The organism is Ensifer sp. 4252 (genome assembly GCF_050434565.1).
In the GTDB taxonomy this organism is placed as follows: domain Bacteria; phylum Pseudomonadota; class Alphaproteobacteria; order Rhizobiales; family Rhizobiaceae; genus Ensifer.
Map to the genome: position 1 here is coordinate 237,807 of NZ_JBNDIU010000006.1, position 14,550 is coordinate 252,356.

Below are 14,550 nucleotides of genomic sequence, written 5' to 3' on the forward strand. Positions count from 1 at the left end.
CAGCGCCGCGCGTCTTATTAGACGCGCAAAGGTCGCTGTAGCACTTTGAATTGCTGCATGTTTTTATCCTTAAATCGAATACGATTTGAGGAAACATGCAGTAACGCCCTGCAGCTGTGGAACACGCCTGGCCCGGTCGGCCAGGCGATGAAGGGGATATCAGAGGGTCGCCAACGCGCGGTTGGACAGGGCACCGCCATAGGCCTCGCGAATGGCTACCTTGTTTTCCAGGGCAATCACGATCTCTTCGGCGAAATCGATCGCATGCAGGGCCCGAATGGATTGCAGGCCGCCGGGCGTAAAGACATTGATCTCCAGGATCTTGTCGCCGACGATATCCAGGCCCACCAGGAACATGCCGTCGTCGATGAGTTTGGGCCGGAGCTTCTCGGCAATCGCCAGTATGGCCGGGGTAATGGTTGCCGCCTGGGCGGTGCCGCTCGCGTGGATATTGGACCGCACCTCGCCCTTGGCAGGAACACGCCGAAACGCGGCATAGACGTCGTCGCGAACAAGCGGGCGACCATTCATCACGAAAAGCCGGATGTCGCCTGCCGTGGCTTCTGGCAGGTAGCTCTGGGCAATGAGATAGCCGACCTCGCTGACGGCCTCGAAGATCTGGTTGAGGTTGGCTTCCTCGCTCGATTTTATCTTGAAGACATTCTTGCCGCCTGAGCCCTGCAAAGGCTTGAGGATGACGCCGTCGCGATGATCGTCGATAAAGGCGCGAATCTCCTCAATGTTCTTCGAGATCAGCGTCGTCGGGCGCACGGCCTGGGGAAAGTCCTGAAAGTAGAGCTTGTTCTGCGCAAGCGACAGGCCGGAGGGATCGTTGACGACGATCGCGCCGCGCTCCGAGGCGAGGCGCCCGAAGTTCGCGCCGACATTGGCGGCCCACGGCCGGCCTTCCGCATCTTCGGACGGGTCGTTGCGCAGAAACAGGACATCGATCTCGCTGATGTCGACGACGCTCGTCTTCGCATCGTCGGCTTTCAGAGCTGCAATGAACGTTTCCGGCTTTTTCGGCTTCGTACCATTGAGGCTGCGCGCCCGGATCATCAGCTTGTCGTCGGGCCGCAGGATGAAATCCGCCGGGGTGACGTAGCAGACCTCATGCCCGCGGGAGAGGGCGGCGAGCGCCAGCGACGTCGTCGTGTAGGACGCCGTTTCTGAATCTATGGAGTTGACGAAGAAGGCTATGCGCATCGGGTCTCCTACTCTGCGACCATGTCGAGCGGGGTTATTCCGCCACGTGCCCGGTCCAGCCGGGCGCGTGCATGGGCGTCATCCAGAAAGATAGGGCGCACCGCCGGCGCACCCAGCAAGCCGCGCAAGCTCAATTCTTGCATGGCGGCAAAATGCGAGGCGGCGATCTTGCCCATCCAGAAGGGTTCAAGGCTGCCGCCTGCCCCCAGATGGGCAAGCAGCTGAAGAAGCCCGCGCAGATAGATCGCGTCCTTCGCCAACCCGCCGCCGCGATAGATCCGCAGCACGATGTTGAAGGCGTCGTTCGGCTGAAACCGGTGCTGATCGACGAGCAGCCGATAGGTCTCCGGGAAAAGCGCACCGTTCAGCATCGCCGCGCAGGCAACCACACGGGCCGCGATCAGGCGCAGGCGCGCCAGCGTCATGCCGCCGCTCAAATATTCGGCAAATACGGCAAGCCCCTCCTGCATGCCTTCATAGCCCGCCAGGCCCGAGCGGAAGAGCCGAAGCCCTTGTGCCGACCCGTTGAAATAAGTCAGCAGGTGCACGCCGATTTCGTGATTGAGCAAGGCCTCGACACGGTGCCGGCTCATGGTTGTGCTGCGCGCAATCAAGAGCTGGCTCCTCGAGACCAGCAATCCGGCGGGAATGTCGTCGCGCACCTCTACCGAGGCGGTGAAATCGGCATATTGCCGCTTGTAGGCCGAAACCATCGTTTGCGCCCGGTTGCGAACATAGGCGCAATCCACTTCGTCAACCGCTGGCTTCCGCCCGGGCTCGCCGACCCGCTTTTGCGTTTGCCTCAGGATGTCCGTGGCGACATCAAGGAGTTTGGCCTCGACCGGACCGTAGAGTGCGCGACCGAATTCGACGAAGGTGCGGCCTTCGCGGGCCGAGATCATAGAAAGTTGCAGGTCGAGTTCCTGCTGCTTCTGGCGATAGAGCGCGTAGAGCAACGGATCTTCGAGGTGCTCGAAGCTGATGGAAAAAAGCTTCTTCTTCGCGGCCTCGACTTCAAGCGTCAGCGGCCGATAGAGCAGCCGTGGGCCAACCTCGTATCGGCTTGAAGAAAATTCCGCCGAGGCGGCATCGGCATTGATCGGTGTTACCGCCAGCAGGAAATCGAAGCTCGAAGCAATCTCGTCTATGGCGCGGTCGGTGCGTGCCACCGTTTCGACGAAGGTTTTTCGCCCAAAGGCGCGGTGCGTCGAAACGCTCGTGTCAGTCGCGCTTTGCGTTGCTGCCGCCAGTGCCTTGAGACCGGCATCGAATATGTTGGCAATCAGGCGTTCTCGCAGTTCCGGATAGATCCGCCGGGTTCCCGGCTCGCGATAGATCGGCGCAAATCGCACGTTGATGTGGGGGAACAGCGTCAGCGGCGGGACATCTGCATCGGCAGTCGGCTGCGGCGCCAACAGGTCCATATGGGCAGTGCGAAACTTGCCTTCGATCGTGCTGACGGAGCCGAGGAAGGCTTTCGCGGCCGCCTGCGCCGCCGGGTCTTCGCCGGCGGTGACTTCGATGGTGAAAGGCGGCAGATAGGGCGCATCCTTGGCAGGCGCGTCGTCATGTTCGAATTCGCCGTATTCGAGCACGAAGAAAGCGCCGAGCCGCTGTCGAAGCACCCTTCCGACCGTCTCGATCACAGGGGCGGCCGCTTTGGCGTCGGGTGCGATAAGGTAGGATGCATTGGACTGGGTGATCTCGCGTGCCACGACTGCGTGCTTCGCCTCTGCGATATGCACGCAAAGAAACGGCAGCGGTCGGTCGATGTGCAGACGCCCATCCCCGGCAAACTCTCGCCGTACCGCCTTGCCGGCCTCAAGGCAAACGATGACCTCACCGAGCCACTGGTCATCGGGTCCCTGGCTGTCGCGTTCCTGATGATCGGTAAGGTCGCGGTTTCCCGGGGTAGCAGCACTCTTCATCGGCGCGCATCCAGTGCCCTGACGAGGTCGGGCACGGTTGACGCCATCAGTGCACGCAACACATCGAGCATCTCGAAATCCGGCTCGCCGGTCCATTCGTCCATGAAGAATTTCTTGAACTCGATGGCGATCGCGCAGCCGGTCTGCGGAAAGTGCTCATGGATAAAACGCGTTTGTTCGCCGCGCCCTTGAAACGCGACGTTCTCACGAACGTCGAACCGCCTGCCCCGAAACTCGAAGCGACGAAAAGTGTCGAGCAGCGTCTCGAGCACATCGGCCCATCGGCTGCGATCCATTGAATGGGTGCCGATGTTGATTTCGGGCGCGGCAGCAGGGGCGGAAGGGGCGGCGTCGGGTCCGTCGCGTCGGTGGTTGTAGCTGTGCACATCCAGGACGACGAAGCTGCCATGCCGCCGCTCGATTGACAGCAGCATCGACCTCAGCATGCGATAGTACTCGTCGTGCAGCACGAGCGAGCGCTCGTGAAGCTCGCGCGGAAGCGCGTCTTGCCAGACGGAAAGTCCCCAGGCCTGCGATGGATCGACATAGACCGCGCCATCGCGGGCACGGTTGAGATCGACCTCGAAGCGCGAGCGATGCACGATCACCCGATTTGCCAGATCCTGGATGATGCAAGCCGTGTAAGGGTCTTCTTCCCGCAGGCGCTTGTCATCGGACAATGCCACCAGCGAGCGGAGATCGGCGCGCAGGCCATGCCCGTCATGTATCGCCGTGCCGACAATGGGGATGTCGCCACGATGCACGGTCCACCAACCGTGTTCATCGACCTGTTGTCGTTTCTCACCTGCTCGATCAAGCATATTTGGGTCCTGTTCCTCCCTCGTCGATGCCCTTGCGGTCTGGCTACAATTCGCGAGCGAGCGGTTCGGTTCCAAACGCGACGCAATTCGAGTCGCAAGTTGAAGTGGGAAAGCGAGCCCAGGGCGGTAACACCACGGCTGTCGCGGCTGGCCGCAAGTTTGCCGCTGGACGGGGTGCGGAACCAATGCGCTTCCGCCGCATTTTCCCAACACGTTACAACGCATTAGGGAAGGTGAATGCCATGCTTGGAACTATTCTGCTTATCGTTTTGATACTGCTGCTGATCGGGGCGTTTCCGAGCTGGCCGCATTCGACCAACTGGGGCTATGGCCCATCGGGTATCCTCGGCGTTCTGGTCGTCGTTCTCCTGATCCTCGTGCTCCTCGGACGGATTTGATTTTGATATAACTCTTGTCATCCGCGTCGATGGAACCCGACCTCATTTACGTGACTGATGCCGATCCGGGCATAAGGCGCCACCGGAAGGGAAAGCGTTTCAGCTATCGCCTTCCGGACGGTTCCGTCCTCAAGGATCCCGACACTCGGGCGCGTATTGCAGCGCTCGGCCTCCCGCCCGCCTATGAGCGTGTCTGGATCTGTCCCAAGCAGAACGGCCACCTGCAGGCGACCGGCTTCGACGCACGCGGGCGAAAGCAGTATCGCTACCATGATGCCTGGCAGGAAATGCGCAGCCACGCCAAGTTCGACCAGTTGATTGAATTTGCCAAGGTTCTGCCAAAGCTTCGCCGAACCCTTCGCCGCCATATGGAAGGGCCGCTTGATGATGCTCGTACGGTGCTGGCGGCGCTTGTGACGCTGCTCGATCAAGCGTGCCTGCGGGTCGGAAATGCTGCCTATGTCGAGGACAATGGTACCTATGGCGCAACGACCCTCCTGAAACGGCACCTCAAGCTGCGCGACGACGGCATCGAGCTTCGCTTCATGGGAAAGGGTGGCAAGAGGGTGGTTCGCAGGCTGCGCAGTCCGCGGCTGCAGCGTCTGTTGGAGGATATTGCCGACCTGCCCGGGCGCCAGCTTTTCGTCAGCAGGGATGCCAACGGCGACCTGCATCCGATCGATTCCGGCCGGCTCAATCGCTACCTCGCCGACATCTCGGGCGGGCCGATCTCGGCCAAGACCTTTCGCACCTGGGCGGGAAGCGTCGCCGCCTTTGCCGAAGCCCGGCTGGCGCTTGCGGAGGGTCGGCGTCCCTCGGTCAAGCGGATGTGCGAGGCGGCGGCCGACGTGCTGCACAACACCCCGGCCGTCTGCCGCAAGAGCTACGTTCACCCTGACGTCATCGCCCTTGCCGACAAGGATACCAAGATCAACCTGCGGCGGCTCGCAGCGCGACCAGGGCAAAACAACCCGTTGCGCGCCGAGGAGGATCGACTGCTGCGTTTTCTCAAATACGCTGCGCGCGCGAAGAAGCGTGCGACCTGAGCGGCACCATAATCATCTGCCGGCCAACAGGCCCTCGACGGTGCGGATGAGGTCTCGACTGTTGAACGGCTTGGCGAGGCGGGGAAGGCTGCGATACTGTTCGGGAAGGTCGGATGCAGCGTAGCCCGTCAGCAACAGCACCGGAACGCCGCGGGCGAGGAACTCGTCTGCCACGGGATAGACGAACTCGCCGTTGAGATTGACATCGAGGGTCGCCGCCTGCGGCGTCTCCCGTTTTGCCGCGGCGATCGAACTGCGCAGGCTGGTGAATGGCCCGATGACCGCGAAGCCGGCGGCCAACAGATCGTCCTGGATCTGGATCGCCAACAGATACTCGTCTTCGACAACAAAGACGCTACGTTGTCCGTCATTCATCGTTCAACACCTGCGGAGTAGGGCATGGTGATCGTGTATCTCAAACCGGTCTTCGCAAAATCCAGTTCGACGTCGCCGCCGAGATCCGAGCCGACGACGCGCTCCAGCAGCAGCCGGCCGAAACCGTTTCGCGAAGGCGGGGCAACCGCGGGTCCACCGGTTTCGCACCAATCGATATGAAGGGACTTGTTGGCCGGGTCCAGGCTCCAGCTGACGTCGACATGCCCGCCTTCTGCGGAGAGCGCCCCATGTTTGGCCGCGTTGGTCGCCAACTCGTGGGCAGCCATGCCAAGGGCCAGCGCGTGCCTTGGCGCCAGTATGAGGGCCGGCCCACGCAAGGAGACGTTGCCGGCATTGTCGTTCCGGTAGGGCGCCAGTTCGTCGCAAAAGATCGTTTCGAGCGAAACACCCGCCCAGGTCGCTTCCGCAAGCCGCGTATGCGTCTGCGCCAGAGCCCGGATGCGGGCATGGAACGATTGTTCGGCGTCCTTGCGGTCGGGGGCCATGGCGAAGGATTGCCGGGCAATCGATGCAACCGTCGCCAGTGTATTCTTGACGCGATGGCTGAGTTCGGCGACCAGCAGATTGCGCTGTGCCTCGGCATCCTTGCGTTCGGTAATGTCCATGCAAACGCCGGCGAGGCGCAGCGAGGACGACCCTGCTCCTTGCAGAAAACGTCCGAAGGCTTCCAGCCAGCGAGTGGAACCGTCGGGTCGGCGGATGCGATATGAGCTGTGATAGTCCTGGCGTTTGTCTATGGCGCACTGGATCTCAAGCTCGACCATGGCGAGGTCATCCGGGTGGATGTCCGTCTTGAAGTCGTCGAGCGTGCCGCCGAAGCACCCCGGCTCTAGCCCGTGAAGGGCTTCGAGCCCAGGCGACCAGATTACCTTTCCGGTGTCGAAGTTCCATTCCCACGCCCCCATCCGCCCGGCTTCGAGCGCCATCTGCAGCCGCCGCTCGCCGTCGCGCATCGCCTGTTCGGTCTCCTTGCGCTCGGTGATATCGACGAATGCGGCAACTGCACCTTGCGGTATGCCCAACGCATCGATTAGCGGCGTAGCATTCCCGAGAAGATGTCGGGACGTGCCGTCGTCAAAACGGATTTCCTGCTCGAAGCTGCGCACCTCTTCGCCGCGCGCTGCGCGCTGGACCGGCAATTCGTCTGGCGAGAGTAACTTGTCCTGCGAATAGACCTTGAAATGCATGGGCCTTTCGCTTGCCGGTGCCGAGAGCGAAGGATTGCTGTCGGGTGGCAGTCGCAGCAGTTCGAACGAACTTCTGTTGCCGCTGATGACCCGGCAATCCGGCGACCTGGCAATCCATATCGGCGCCGGAACCGCTTCCATGAGCGCCAGCACCTCCGTCGCCCTGGCGCGTTCCTTCGCCTCGTTGTGCCGCAGCAGATCTTCGGCTCGTCGTCTTGCCTCTTCGGATCGGATGCGCTGCACGCTGAAACTCAGCTGGCGCGCAATGGTAAGAGCAAGATCGACCTCGGGACCGGCGAAGTGGTGCGGCGTGTCGTAGTACGTCATGAACTTGCCGATCAGTCGGCCTGCCGAAACGAGCGGAATGAAACCGAGGGCACCGATGCCTTCGGTTTGAACGGCCTTGCGCAGGTCGTCCGGGATGTCGACCGGCTCGATATCTTCGATGAAGATCGGGTTGGGGTCCTGCGCCTCCGCGGTCCATGGCGTGTGACCGTCGACCGCGAGGCGATAGCTTTCCGAAAGTCCGCGGGACGCGACAAAACGCATGGTGCCGGTTTCGTCGAGGAGCAGGATCGATGCACGGCTGCAGCGCAACGCCGACTGAATGGCATCGAGCGCAGCCTCATAGACGATTGTGATCGAACGTGCGCGATGCACCCGCTCGGTGAATTGATAAAGCGAGGCCTGCTCTCGCACGCGCTCGGCGAGCGCCAGTTCGGAAGCCTTGCGCTCGCTGATATCGCGGGCAATCTTCGAAGCACCAACGATGCGCCCATCGTCATCCAGGATCGGCGATATCGTCAGCGATATGTCGATGAGGGTGCCATCCTTGCGTTGCCGTCTTGTTTCATAATGATCGACGCGCTCTCCTCTGCGAATGCGCTCAAGGATATGCAACTCCTCGTCCTCGTGGCCCTTCGGAATGAGCCGCATGATCGGCGTTCCCACCATCTCCTGAACGCTATAGCCGAACAGAACCTCGGCGCCCCTGTTCCAGCTGGTGACGATGCCGTTCAGATCCTTGCTGACGATGGCATCGTCAGAGGATTCGACGATCGATGCGAGGTGGCGGGCTGACAGCTCGGCGATCCGACGGCTCTCGGATTGTTGTTGGCTGTCGGCCAGCAGATTGGCGTTGTCGATGGCAATGGCCGCATGGGCGGCGATCGCCACGACGGTGTCCTCGGATTCACGGGTAAAGACGCCCGGCGCGTCATGACCGAAGAACAATCCGCCGAGCACTGCCCCCGAGCGGGCGATCACCGGAACGGCGAGATAGCTGACAACGGCCAGGTGTCCTTGCGGCATGCCGAAATATGGTTCGCTCAGCCCATAGCGCGGGTCCTTGCGGATATCGTCGCTGCGCACCACCCGTTCGCCGTTGAAGGTTGGTGCGAACACCGCCGTGTTGCGGGGCAGGCCGAGTTTTTCGAAGGCTTCCCGCGGAGCGCCGGACAGAGTGAAGAGCTTAAAATGCTCACCGGTCTCGTCGGCGACGTTGTAGAAAAATGCGCCGAATTTCGCGCCAGTAAGTTCGGTGGCACTGTCGGTCACCGTCTGGACGATATGCTCGACATTCAGGTCGCTGGACAAGAGCCTGGAGATGCGATCGAGCGCCTGAATGCGGTCGGTCTTGGCGCGCAGTTCCTGTTCCGCGGCCTTGCGTTTGCCGATGTCGATGAGGACGTTGACCGCGCCGATCATCTCGCCTTCGGCATCAAAGATCGGCGTTGGGTATGGAAGCACCGGCACCATGGCCCCATCGGGCCGCGCGACGATCAGTTCCTCGCCGCGAATGGCGCGTTTGCTGCGCAGCGCCTCGGCCATCGGGCATTGATCTGTCGGCAGCGCAGTTCCGTCAGGGCGATGCAGCCGCCAACAGACGCACCAGCGGTCGGCATTGAGGCGCGGCTCGCGTCCGGCCAATTCAGCCGCGGCGCGATTGAAATAGGTAACGACCCCGCCTGCATCCGTGGTGTAGATAGCGATGGGAAGGCTGTCGAGAATCGCCCTGGACTCAATCGTCTGCGACGCCAGCGCTGCCGCCAATGCTTCTGCGCCGCTCATAATTCCCTCCGCAAGCGCTTGCTAACGCAGGGCAACGCGGCACTGTGGGGTTTTGTTCCGCTCGCGTCGTGGCCAACGCGGTTCGGTTTTCGTGCCGCAGCCTCAATCCGGATGTCTAGTCACGCTCGACGTGGCCGCTCCGAGGATCAGCCGGTTGATGAAATCCAGCTTATCGATGACCGGTTGCGACAGGACAAAGGGATAGCTGTCGGGCTGGCCCATCGACCGCTGAAGAGCGTTGAGAGCGAGGCTGAGCGGCACCCACGCCTCGACAAGCGCTTCTGCGCTCGATGCCCGATAGGGATCGAAGTCGATCTCGGCTTCGAGCGCATCATGCCCGATCGGATCGAGATTCATGCCGAAGGCGCGCCCGGTCTCCAAGGTATCGACGATGTGGAAGAGGTGGGCCCAGCACTCGGCGAAATCCTCCGAAGGGTGAGCGCTTGCATAGGGGCTGATGAACCGTTCCTGCCAGTCGTCGGGAGGGCCCTGCTGGTAGTGACGCTCCAGTGCCGCCGCATAGTCCTGCGTTTCATCGCCGAAGAGCGCGCGCGCCTCGGTCCTCGTCGCCTCGTCCGCAACGAGCCTTTGCCAATAGAAGTGTCCGATCTCGTGGCGAAAATGCCCGAGCAAAGAGCGGTAGGGTTCGTTCATCGAAACCCGCACGCTTTCGCGCACCACGTCCTCTGCCTCGGAGGCGCGCAGGCTGATCAAGCCATTCTCGTGGCCCGTTCGGGCGGGCACGATGTTGCCGTAGCTATCGACGGCGTCGGCGAGAAATTCGAAGGCCAGCCCGCCCTGCGGGTCCTGCTCCCGGGTAGGGTGCGGTAGCCGCCAGCGCAAGAGCGAATAGAACAGGTGGCGCTGTGCCAGGCCTATTCTGCGCCAGCGCTCAAGGCCGACGCCATCTGCCATCGGGACGATGGTGTTGTGACGGCAGGCGACGCAGTAGCGATCGGGCTGATCGGCCGGCACCAGCCAGTGGCAGACATCGATGGCGGCGTTGTCGCAGAAACGAAAGGTCCGCGATCCCTCGCCGTGGATCTGCCAGAGCCCGTTGTCGAGCGGCACCAACGCCTGCATCGCCACATGGCCGGGGTCGAACCCCACGATGGATCCGCAACGCATGCAGCTGCGATTTTCAAAGTGAATCGTCTGGCCGCATGTGCCGCACTGGAAGAGCCGCATTCTGTCTCCTTGCAAGGATTTGCCGGGCTTTGAAAGACGGCCTCAAATACAACCCTTGCGTGCTTTCATGGCTGCGTCCAGCGCCTGCCGCGACGGGCCATGTTGCTGAAACAAGGCCGCGCCTCGAGCGGCGACAGTTTGTGGGCGCGGATGAATTCGGTCAGATCATAGATATTGCTCCAGCCGTATACCACGTCTCTTTTAGCTGTCGGCCTCTTATCTTGCGCGGGTCTTCCCATCGTTGTCGATTTCTCCCTCGGGTTATGACACGGCCGCTGTTGCGGCCATGCCAACAACTCGGCTGGCGGGACAAAGTTCCCTTTCAGTCATGCCTTCAAACAAAAGAAACCCCGCGGGAGGCGGGGTTTCTGAGGTCATGACCGTCGTCAGGGCTGGCGACCATACCAGTCTTCGATGTCGCGGCGCGCGCGGTCTTTTTCGATGCCGTAGCGCTCCTGGATCTTGCCTTCGAGCTGATCCCGCTTGCCGGCAATCTGGTCGAGGTCATCGTCGGTGAGCTTACCCCACTGTTCCTTCACCTTGCCCTTGAACTGCTTCCAGTTGCCTTCAACACGATTCCAATCCATCTGCGGATCTCCTGACGTTGTGGTTGCACTGATAGTCAAACGCCTCGTGCCGGCTTTGGTTCATTCTTTGGGGCAAAAAGTTCGGGACGGCGATAGTGCTGCGGTCGCCCGGACTGCTCTTCGCCCTCGTCTTTCTCATCCAGCGCTACAGATAAACGAAGAGCGACCGTCCGCGCCTGACGGCGCCTTGTGGAGGAGTGTTTCCCATGAATGAGCCCTTCGTGGCGTTTGATCTCGGCAGGATGTTGTTTGGAGATGAGCCGCCGCTTTTCCTGCTTGAAATCGCGCTCAGGACGCTGATCATCTATGCCTACACCCTGTTCCTGATCCGATGGATCGGCAGCCGGTCTATCGGCCAACTCTCGCTGGTGGAGTTCCTGCTGGTGATCGCGCTTGGCTCGGCCGTCGGTGATGCGATGTTCTATCCTGACGTTCCGCTCATCCATTGCATGGTCGTCATCACCGTGGTCGTGCTGCTGGACAAGTCGTTGAGCTACATTGTTGCTCGCAACCGAAAGCTCGAGGACGTGATCGAGGGCATCAGCGTCGAGGTGGTGCGCGATGGCGGCATCCTGTGGAAGGCGCTAAAGCGACTGAATGTTGGCCACGACGAGCTGTTCGAGCAACTCCGCTTGAAGCAGGTGCGGCACCTCGGGCAGGTCCGCGCCGCCTATTTCGAAACCAACGGGCTGCTGTCGGTTTTCACCTTCGATGAGCCGTCGACCAGGCAGGGGCTGTTGATCGAGCCGCCCTGGGACGTCAGCAAGCCGACGCAGTTTCGCTCGGGGTCTGTCGCTCGGGAGAAGCGCCGTCTCGCCTGCGTGCAGTGCGCCGAAGTCCTCAAGCTTTCACCTGGCGAGGCGGTGCCGCCATGCCCCCGCTGCGGGGAGGAAGTCTGGCACGAGATCCGTTAGCCTGTTGCCTGTACCTCGGCGGATGTGGCAGAAATTCGGGATCATTGGGCTTGAGGGTTGCTCGCAATCGGAAGGACAAGTGCATTGAAGGTCATGGGACTTATCGGCGGCATGAGCTGGGAAAGCTCTGCCCAATACTATCGCATCGTCAATCAGGAAGTCCGGGTCCGCCTGGGTGGCGTGCACTCGGCCAAGAGCCTGATGTGGTCGATGGACTTCGGTGAGATCGAGCGGCTGCAGCATATTGGCGACTGGTCGGCCCTGACAGGCGAAATGACCGATGCGGCCCGGCGACTTGAAGCCGGTGGTGCAGATTTCCTGGTGATCTGCACCAACACCATGCATCGGATGGCCGACGCCGTATCAGCGGCAGTCTCCATTCCGCTCTTGCATATTGCCGACCCGACGGCGGAGAAGATCAAGGCGCTCGGCCTCAGCCGCGTCGGCCTGTTGGGCACGGCCTTCACCATGGAACAGGATTTCTACAAGGGGCGGCTGATCGAACGGCACGGGCTGGACGTTCTGGTGCCCGGCGACGAGGACCGGAAAACCGTTCACGACATCATCTACAAGGAACTCGTGATCGGCCGTGTCGAGGACGCGTCGCGCGACGCCTACAGGCAGGTCATTCAGCGGCTGGTGGAGCGCGGCGCCCAGGCGATCATCATGGGCTGCACCGAGATCATGCTGCTGATCTCCCAGGCCGACAGCCCGGTGCCGGTTTTCGACACCACCGAGCTCCATGCACTTGCCGCGGTCGATCGGGCTCTTAGCTGAGGTGATGTCCTCCAGTGCCACGGCCGGACAGTTCTGCCCGGCCGTGGTCCCTCGAAGCGTTCGGTGGCCGGCGATGTCAGCCGTTGCGGAAGGTGTAGCCGTAGCCGTTGAGCGCAGGCGCGCCGCCGAGATGGGCGTAGAGTACCCTTGATCCCTCGGGGAAATAGCCCTTGCGAACGAGATCGATCATGCCCTGCATCGACTTGCCCTCATAGACGGGGTCGGTGATCATGCCCTCGAGGCGGGCGCAAAGCCGGATCGCCGCCTTGGTCTCGTCGGAGGGGACGCCGTAGACGGGATAGGCGTAATCCTCAAGCAGCACCACGTCCTCATCGGTAAGGTCGGTGCCGAGTTCGACCAGCTCAGCGGTCCTGCGGGCGATGTCGAGAACCTGTGCTTTTGTTTGCGCGGGGGTGAACGAGGCGTCGATGCCGATGACCCGGCGCTGGCGACCGTCCTTGGCAAAGCCGACCAGCATGCCGGCATGGGTCGAGCCGGTGACCGTGCAGACGACGATGTAGTCGAACTTGAAGCCGAGTTCTTCCTCCTGCGCCCGCACCTCCTCGGCAAAACCGACATAGCCGAGCCCGCCATATTTGTGCACGGAGGCGCCGGCGGGGATGGCGTAGGGTTTGCCGCCCCGCGCTTTCACGTCCTCGATCGCAGCCTCCCAGCTTTGACGGATGCCGATGTCGAAACCTTCGTCGACCATCTGGACGTCGGCGCCCATGATGCGGCTGAGCATGATGTTGCCGACACGGTCGTAGACGGCGTCCTCGTGCGGCACCCAGCTCTCCTGCACGAGCCGGCATTTGAACCCGATCTTGGCGGCAACTGCGGCAATCATGCGCGTGTGGTTCGATTGAACGCCGCCGATCGACACTAGCGTATCGGCGCCGGAGCGCAGCGCATCGGGAATGATGTATTCCAGCTTGCGCAGTTTGTTGCCGCCGAAGGCGAGGCCGGAATTGCAGTCGTCCCTCTTGGCGTAGATCTCGACCTTGCCGCCTAGATGTCCCGAGAGCCGGTCGAGTTTCTCGATATGCGTCGGCCCGAAGGTCAGCGGGTAGCGTTCGAATTTTTCCAGCATGTTGTTCCCATCCTTCCGTTTGAAAGCCAGGAAACGCTACCACCCGTGATGTGAAAGGTGCTCTCTAATGTCGTGTACGGATTTTGCATTTCTCCGGGAAATCTGCAGGTGATATTAGTTTGCATCCGCACACTGCGCTAAAAGAGGAAGATTCTTTCATGCAAGATGAACTCGATCGTATCGATCTCAAGATGCTGCGCCTCTTGCAGAAGAACGGCCGGCTAACCAATGCGGAATTGGCGCACATGGTCGATGTCAGTGCCGCGACCTGCCACCGTCGGACTCAGCGGCTGTTCGAGGAAGGCTATATCACCAACGTCCGCGCGCTGGTGGCGCCGCAGAAGGTCGATCGCGGCGCGCTGGTCATGGTCGGCGTGGTGCTCGATCGCTCGACGCCGGAGAGTTTTCGCGACTTCGAAAAGGCGGTCGAAAAGCTGAAGTTCATCCTCGATTGCCATCTCGTCGCCGGCGACTTCGACTACTTCCTGAAGATTCGCGTCGGCGATATGGCCGATTTCAACCGCATCCACGGGACGCAGCTGATCGCCCTGCCGGGCGTCCGCCAGACCAGGACGTTCTTCGTGATGAAGGAAGTGGTCGACAACGCCGCTCTCGATTTCTGAATGGTCGACGCGATCGGCGCCGACTAGGGCTGCTTGCACGGCTTGTGTGCGCCAGCGCCACTCGTTGTTGTCATGCTGCGTCTATGTCTGCGCGCGAGAAATCATCACCTTTGAAGAGCAATGGCTCGTTGCGCGACTTGGCCAGAGCATTAGGAGAAACAGTCCCCAAAATTCAGGCTCGCCGGGTGCCGACCTTTGCCAAAGTTGCGCCAGGCACGTCTTGCTGTCGGGCGAAATGAGAAACTGACCCCCTAACGAAGCGAAGAACTGACCCCTCGTGTCAAAACGAGGAGAGTTGGATGACGAGCGAGATTTCATT

General features: G+C 61.4%; 13 protein-coding genes and 1 pseudogene. 5 read left to right on the forward strand and 9 right to left on the reverse strand.

Annotation, left to right across the window (positions count from 1 at the left end):
* Positions 1-159 precede the first annotated feature (159 nt).
* Genes ABIE33_RS15525 through ABIE33_RS15535 form a run of 3 tightly spaced genes read right to left on the reverse strand, consistent with a single transcriptional unit; the run spans position 160 to position 3,955 of the window.
* Positions 160-1,206, reverse strand: a complete 1,047-nt coding sequence (locus ABIE33_RS15525; protein ID WP_429126385.1) for a glutathione synthase — start codon at positions 1,204-1,206, stop codon at positions 160-162.
* A gap of 8 nt (positions 1,207-1,214) precedes the next feature.
* Positions 1,215-3,134, reverse strand: a complete 1,920-nt coding sequence (locus ABIE33_RS15530; protein ID WP_429126387.1) for a flavohemoglobin expression-modulating QEGLA motif protein — start codon at positions 3,132-3,134, stop codon at positions 1,215-1,217.
* Positions 3,131-3,955, reverse strand: coding sequence for an N-formylglutamate amidohydrolase (locus ABIE33_RS15535; protein WP_429126389.1), 825 nt, complete (start codon positions 3,953-3,955; stop codon positions 3,131-3,133). Before ABIE33_RS15535 ends, ABIE33_RS15530 begins: the two co-directional genes overlap by 4 nt.
* Before the next feature lie 242 nt (positions 3,956-4,197).
* On the opposite strand from ABIE33_RS15535, the gene ABIE33_RS15540 reads away from it, so the two are divergent.
* Together ABIE33_RS15540 and ABIE33_RS15545 are read left to right on the forward strand one after the other, a co-directional pair.
* A complete protein-coding gene (locus ABIE33_RS15540; RefSeq protein WP_429126390.1) occupies positions 4,198-4,353 on the forward strand; it encodes a DUF3309 family protein in 156 nt (51 codons plus the stop codon).
* Between the two features lie 29 nt (positions 4,354-4,382).
* Entirely contained in the window at positions 4,383-5,399 is a 1,017-nt protein-coding gene (locus ABIE33_RS15545; protein ID WP_429126418.1) for a DNA topoisomerase IB, read from the forward strand.
* Between the two features lie 12 nt (positions 5,400-5,411).
* Here ABIE33_RS15545 and ABIE33_RS15550 read toward each other — a convergent pair whose 3' ends face one another.
* The 4 genes from ABIE33_RS15550 to ABIE33_RS15565 all read right to left on the reverse strand — a co-directional run bounded on the left by ABIE33_RS15550 (position 5,412) and on the right by ABIE33_RS15565 (position 10,827).
* On the reverse strand, positions 5,412-5,774 hold the full coding sequence (locus tag ABIE33_RS15550) for a response regulator (protein WP_429126392.1): 363 nt from the start codon (positions 5,772-5,774) through the stop codon (positions 5,412-5,414).
* Complete coding sequence (locus tag ABIE33_RS15555; RefSeq protein ID WP_429126394.1) at positions 5,771-9,052, reverse strand: PAS domain S-box protein; 3,282 nt, start codon at positions 9,050-9,052, stop codon at positions 5,771-5,773. The genes ABIE33_RS15550 and ABIE33_RS15555 overlap by 4 nt, the downstream gene beginning before the upstream one ends.
* A gap of 102 nt (positions 9,053-9,154) precedes the next feature.
* Positions 9,155-10,240, reverse strand: coding sequence for a zinc-binding metallopeptidase family protein (locus ABIE33_RS15560; RefSeq protein ID WP_429126395.1), 1,086 nt, complete (start codon positions 10,238-10,240; stop codon positions 9,155-9,157).
* A 386-nt stretch (positions 10,241-10,626) separates the two neighbouring features.
* Complete coding sequence (locus tag ABIE33_RS15565; protein ID WP_429126397.1) at positions 10,627-10,827, reverse strand: CsbD family protein; 201 nt, start codon at positions 10,825-10,827, stop codon at positions 10,627-10,629.
* Between the two features lie 206 nt (positions 10,828-11,033).
* On the opposite strand from ABIE33_RS15565, the gene ABIE33_RS15570 reads away from it, so the two are divergent.
* Positions 11,034-11,741: a DUF421 domain-containing protein gene (locus ABIE33_RS15570; RefSeq protein WP_429126399.1), complete on the forward strand. Its 708-nt coding sequence runs from the start codon at positions 11,034-11,036 to the stop codon at positions 11,739-11,741.
* A gap of 84 nt (positions 11,742-11,825) precedes the next feature.
* Positions 11,826-12,518 (forward strand): aspartate/glutamate racemase family protein, encoded by a 693-nt coding sequence (locus ABIE33_RS15575; RefSeq protein WP_429126400.1) that lies wholly within the window; start codon positions 11,826-11,828, stop codon positions 12,516-12,518.
* Positions 12,519-12,594: 76 nt separating this feature from the next.
* Here the strand turns inward: ABIE33_RS15575 and ABIE33_RS15580 are convergent, their stop codons facing one another.
* Positions 12,595-13,608, reverse strand: coding sequence for a 1-aminocyclopropane-1-carboxylate deaminase (locus ABIE33_RS15580; protein ID WP_429126402.1), 1,014 nt, complete (start codon positions 13,606-13,608; stop codon positions 12,595-12,597).
* A gap of 158 nt (positions 13,609-13,766) precedes the next feature.
* On the opposite strand from ABIE33_RS15580, the gene ABIE33_RS15585 reads away from it, so the two are divergent.
* Positions 13,767-14,231 carry an Lrp/AsnC family transcriptional regulator gene (locus tag ABIE33_RS15585; RefSeq protein WP_429126404.1) on the forward strand — a complete coding sequence of 155 codons (465 nt, stop codon included), beginning with the start codon at positions 13,767-13,769 and terminating at the stop codon, positions 14,229-14,231.
* Positions 14,232-14,301: 70 nt separating this feature from the next.
* Here the strand turns inward: ABIE33_RS15585 and ABIE33_RS15590 are convergent.
* Positions 14,302-14,455 (reverse strand): annotated as a pseudogene (locus ABIE33_RS15590) (type II toxin-antitoxin system VapC family toxin); the annotation flags it as partial.
* Between the last annotated feature and the right edge of the window lie 95 nt (positions 14,456-14,550).

What these genes read in the sequence shown, in the direction of transcription:
- ABIE33_RS15525 (WP_429126385.1), bottom strand. Translation starts at nt 1,206, where the DNA reads ATGCGCATAGCCTTCTTCGTCAACTCCATAGATTCAGAAACGGCGTCC.
- ABIE33_RS15530 (WP_429126387.1), bottom strand. Translation starts at nt 3,134, where the DNA reads ATGAAGAGTGCTGCTACCCCGGGAAACCGCGACCTTACCGATCATCAG.
- ABIE33_RS15535 (WP_429126389.1), bottom strand. Translation starts at nt 3,955, where the DNA reads ATGCTTGATCGAGCAGGTGAGAAACGACAACAGGTCGATGAACACGGT.
- ABIE33_RS15540 (WP_429126390.1), top strand. Translation starts at nt 4,198, where the DNA reads ATGCTTGGAACTATTCTGCTTATCGTTTTGATACTGCTGCTGATCGGG.
- ABIE33_RS15545 (WP_429126418.1), top strand. Translation starts at nt 4,383, where the DNA reads ATGGAACCCGACCTCATTTACGTGACTGATGCCGATCCGGGCATAAGG.
- ABIE33_RS15550 (WP_429126392.1), bottom strand. Translation starts at nt 5,774, where the DNA reads ATGAATGACGGACAACGTAGCGTCTTTGTTGTCGAAGACGAGTATCTG.
- ABIE33_RS15555 (WP_429126394.1), bottom strand. Translation starts at nt 9,052, where the DNA reads ATGAGCGGCGCAGAAGCATTGGCGGCAGCGCTGGCGTCGCAGACGATT.
- ABIE33_RS15560 (WP_429126395.1), bottom strand. Translation starts at nt 10,240, where the DNA reads ATGCGGCTCTTCCAGTGCGGCACATGCGGCCAGACGATTCACTTTGAA.
- ABIE33_RS15565 (WP_429126397.1), bottom strand. Translation starts at nt 10,827, where the DNA reads ATGGATTGGAATCGTGTTGAAGGCAACTGGAAGCAGTTCAAGGGCAAG.
- ABIE33_RS15570 (WP_429126399.1), top strand. Translation starts at nt 11,034, where the DNA reads ATGAATGAGCCCTTCGTGGCGTTTGATCTCGGCAGGATGTTGTTTGGA.
- ABIE33_RS15580 (WP_429126402.1), bottom strand. Translation starts at nt 13,608, where the DNA reads ATGCTGGAAAAATTCGAACGCTACCCGCTGACCTTCGGGCCGACGCAT.
- ABIE33_RS15585 (WP_429126404.1), top strand. Translation starts at nt 13,767, where the DNA reads ATGCAAGATGAACTCGATCGTATCGATCTCAAGATGCTGCGCCTCTTG.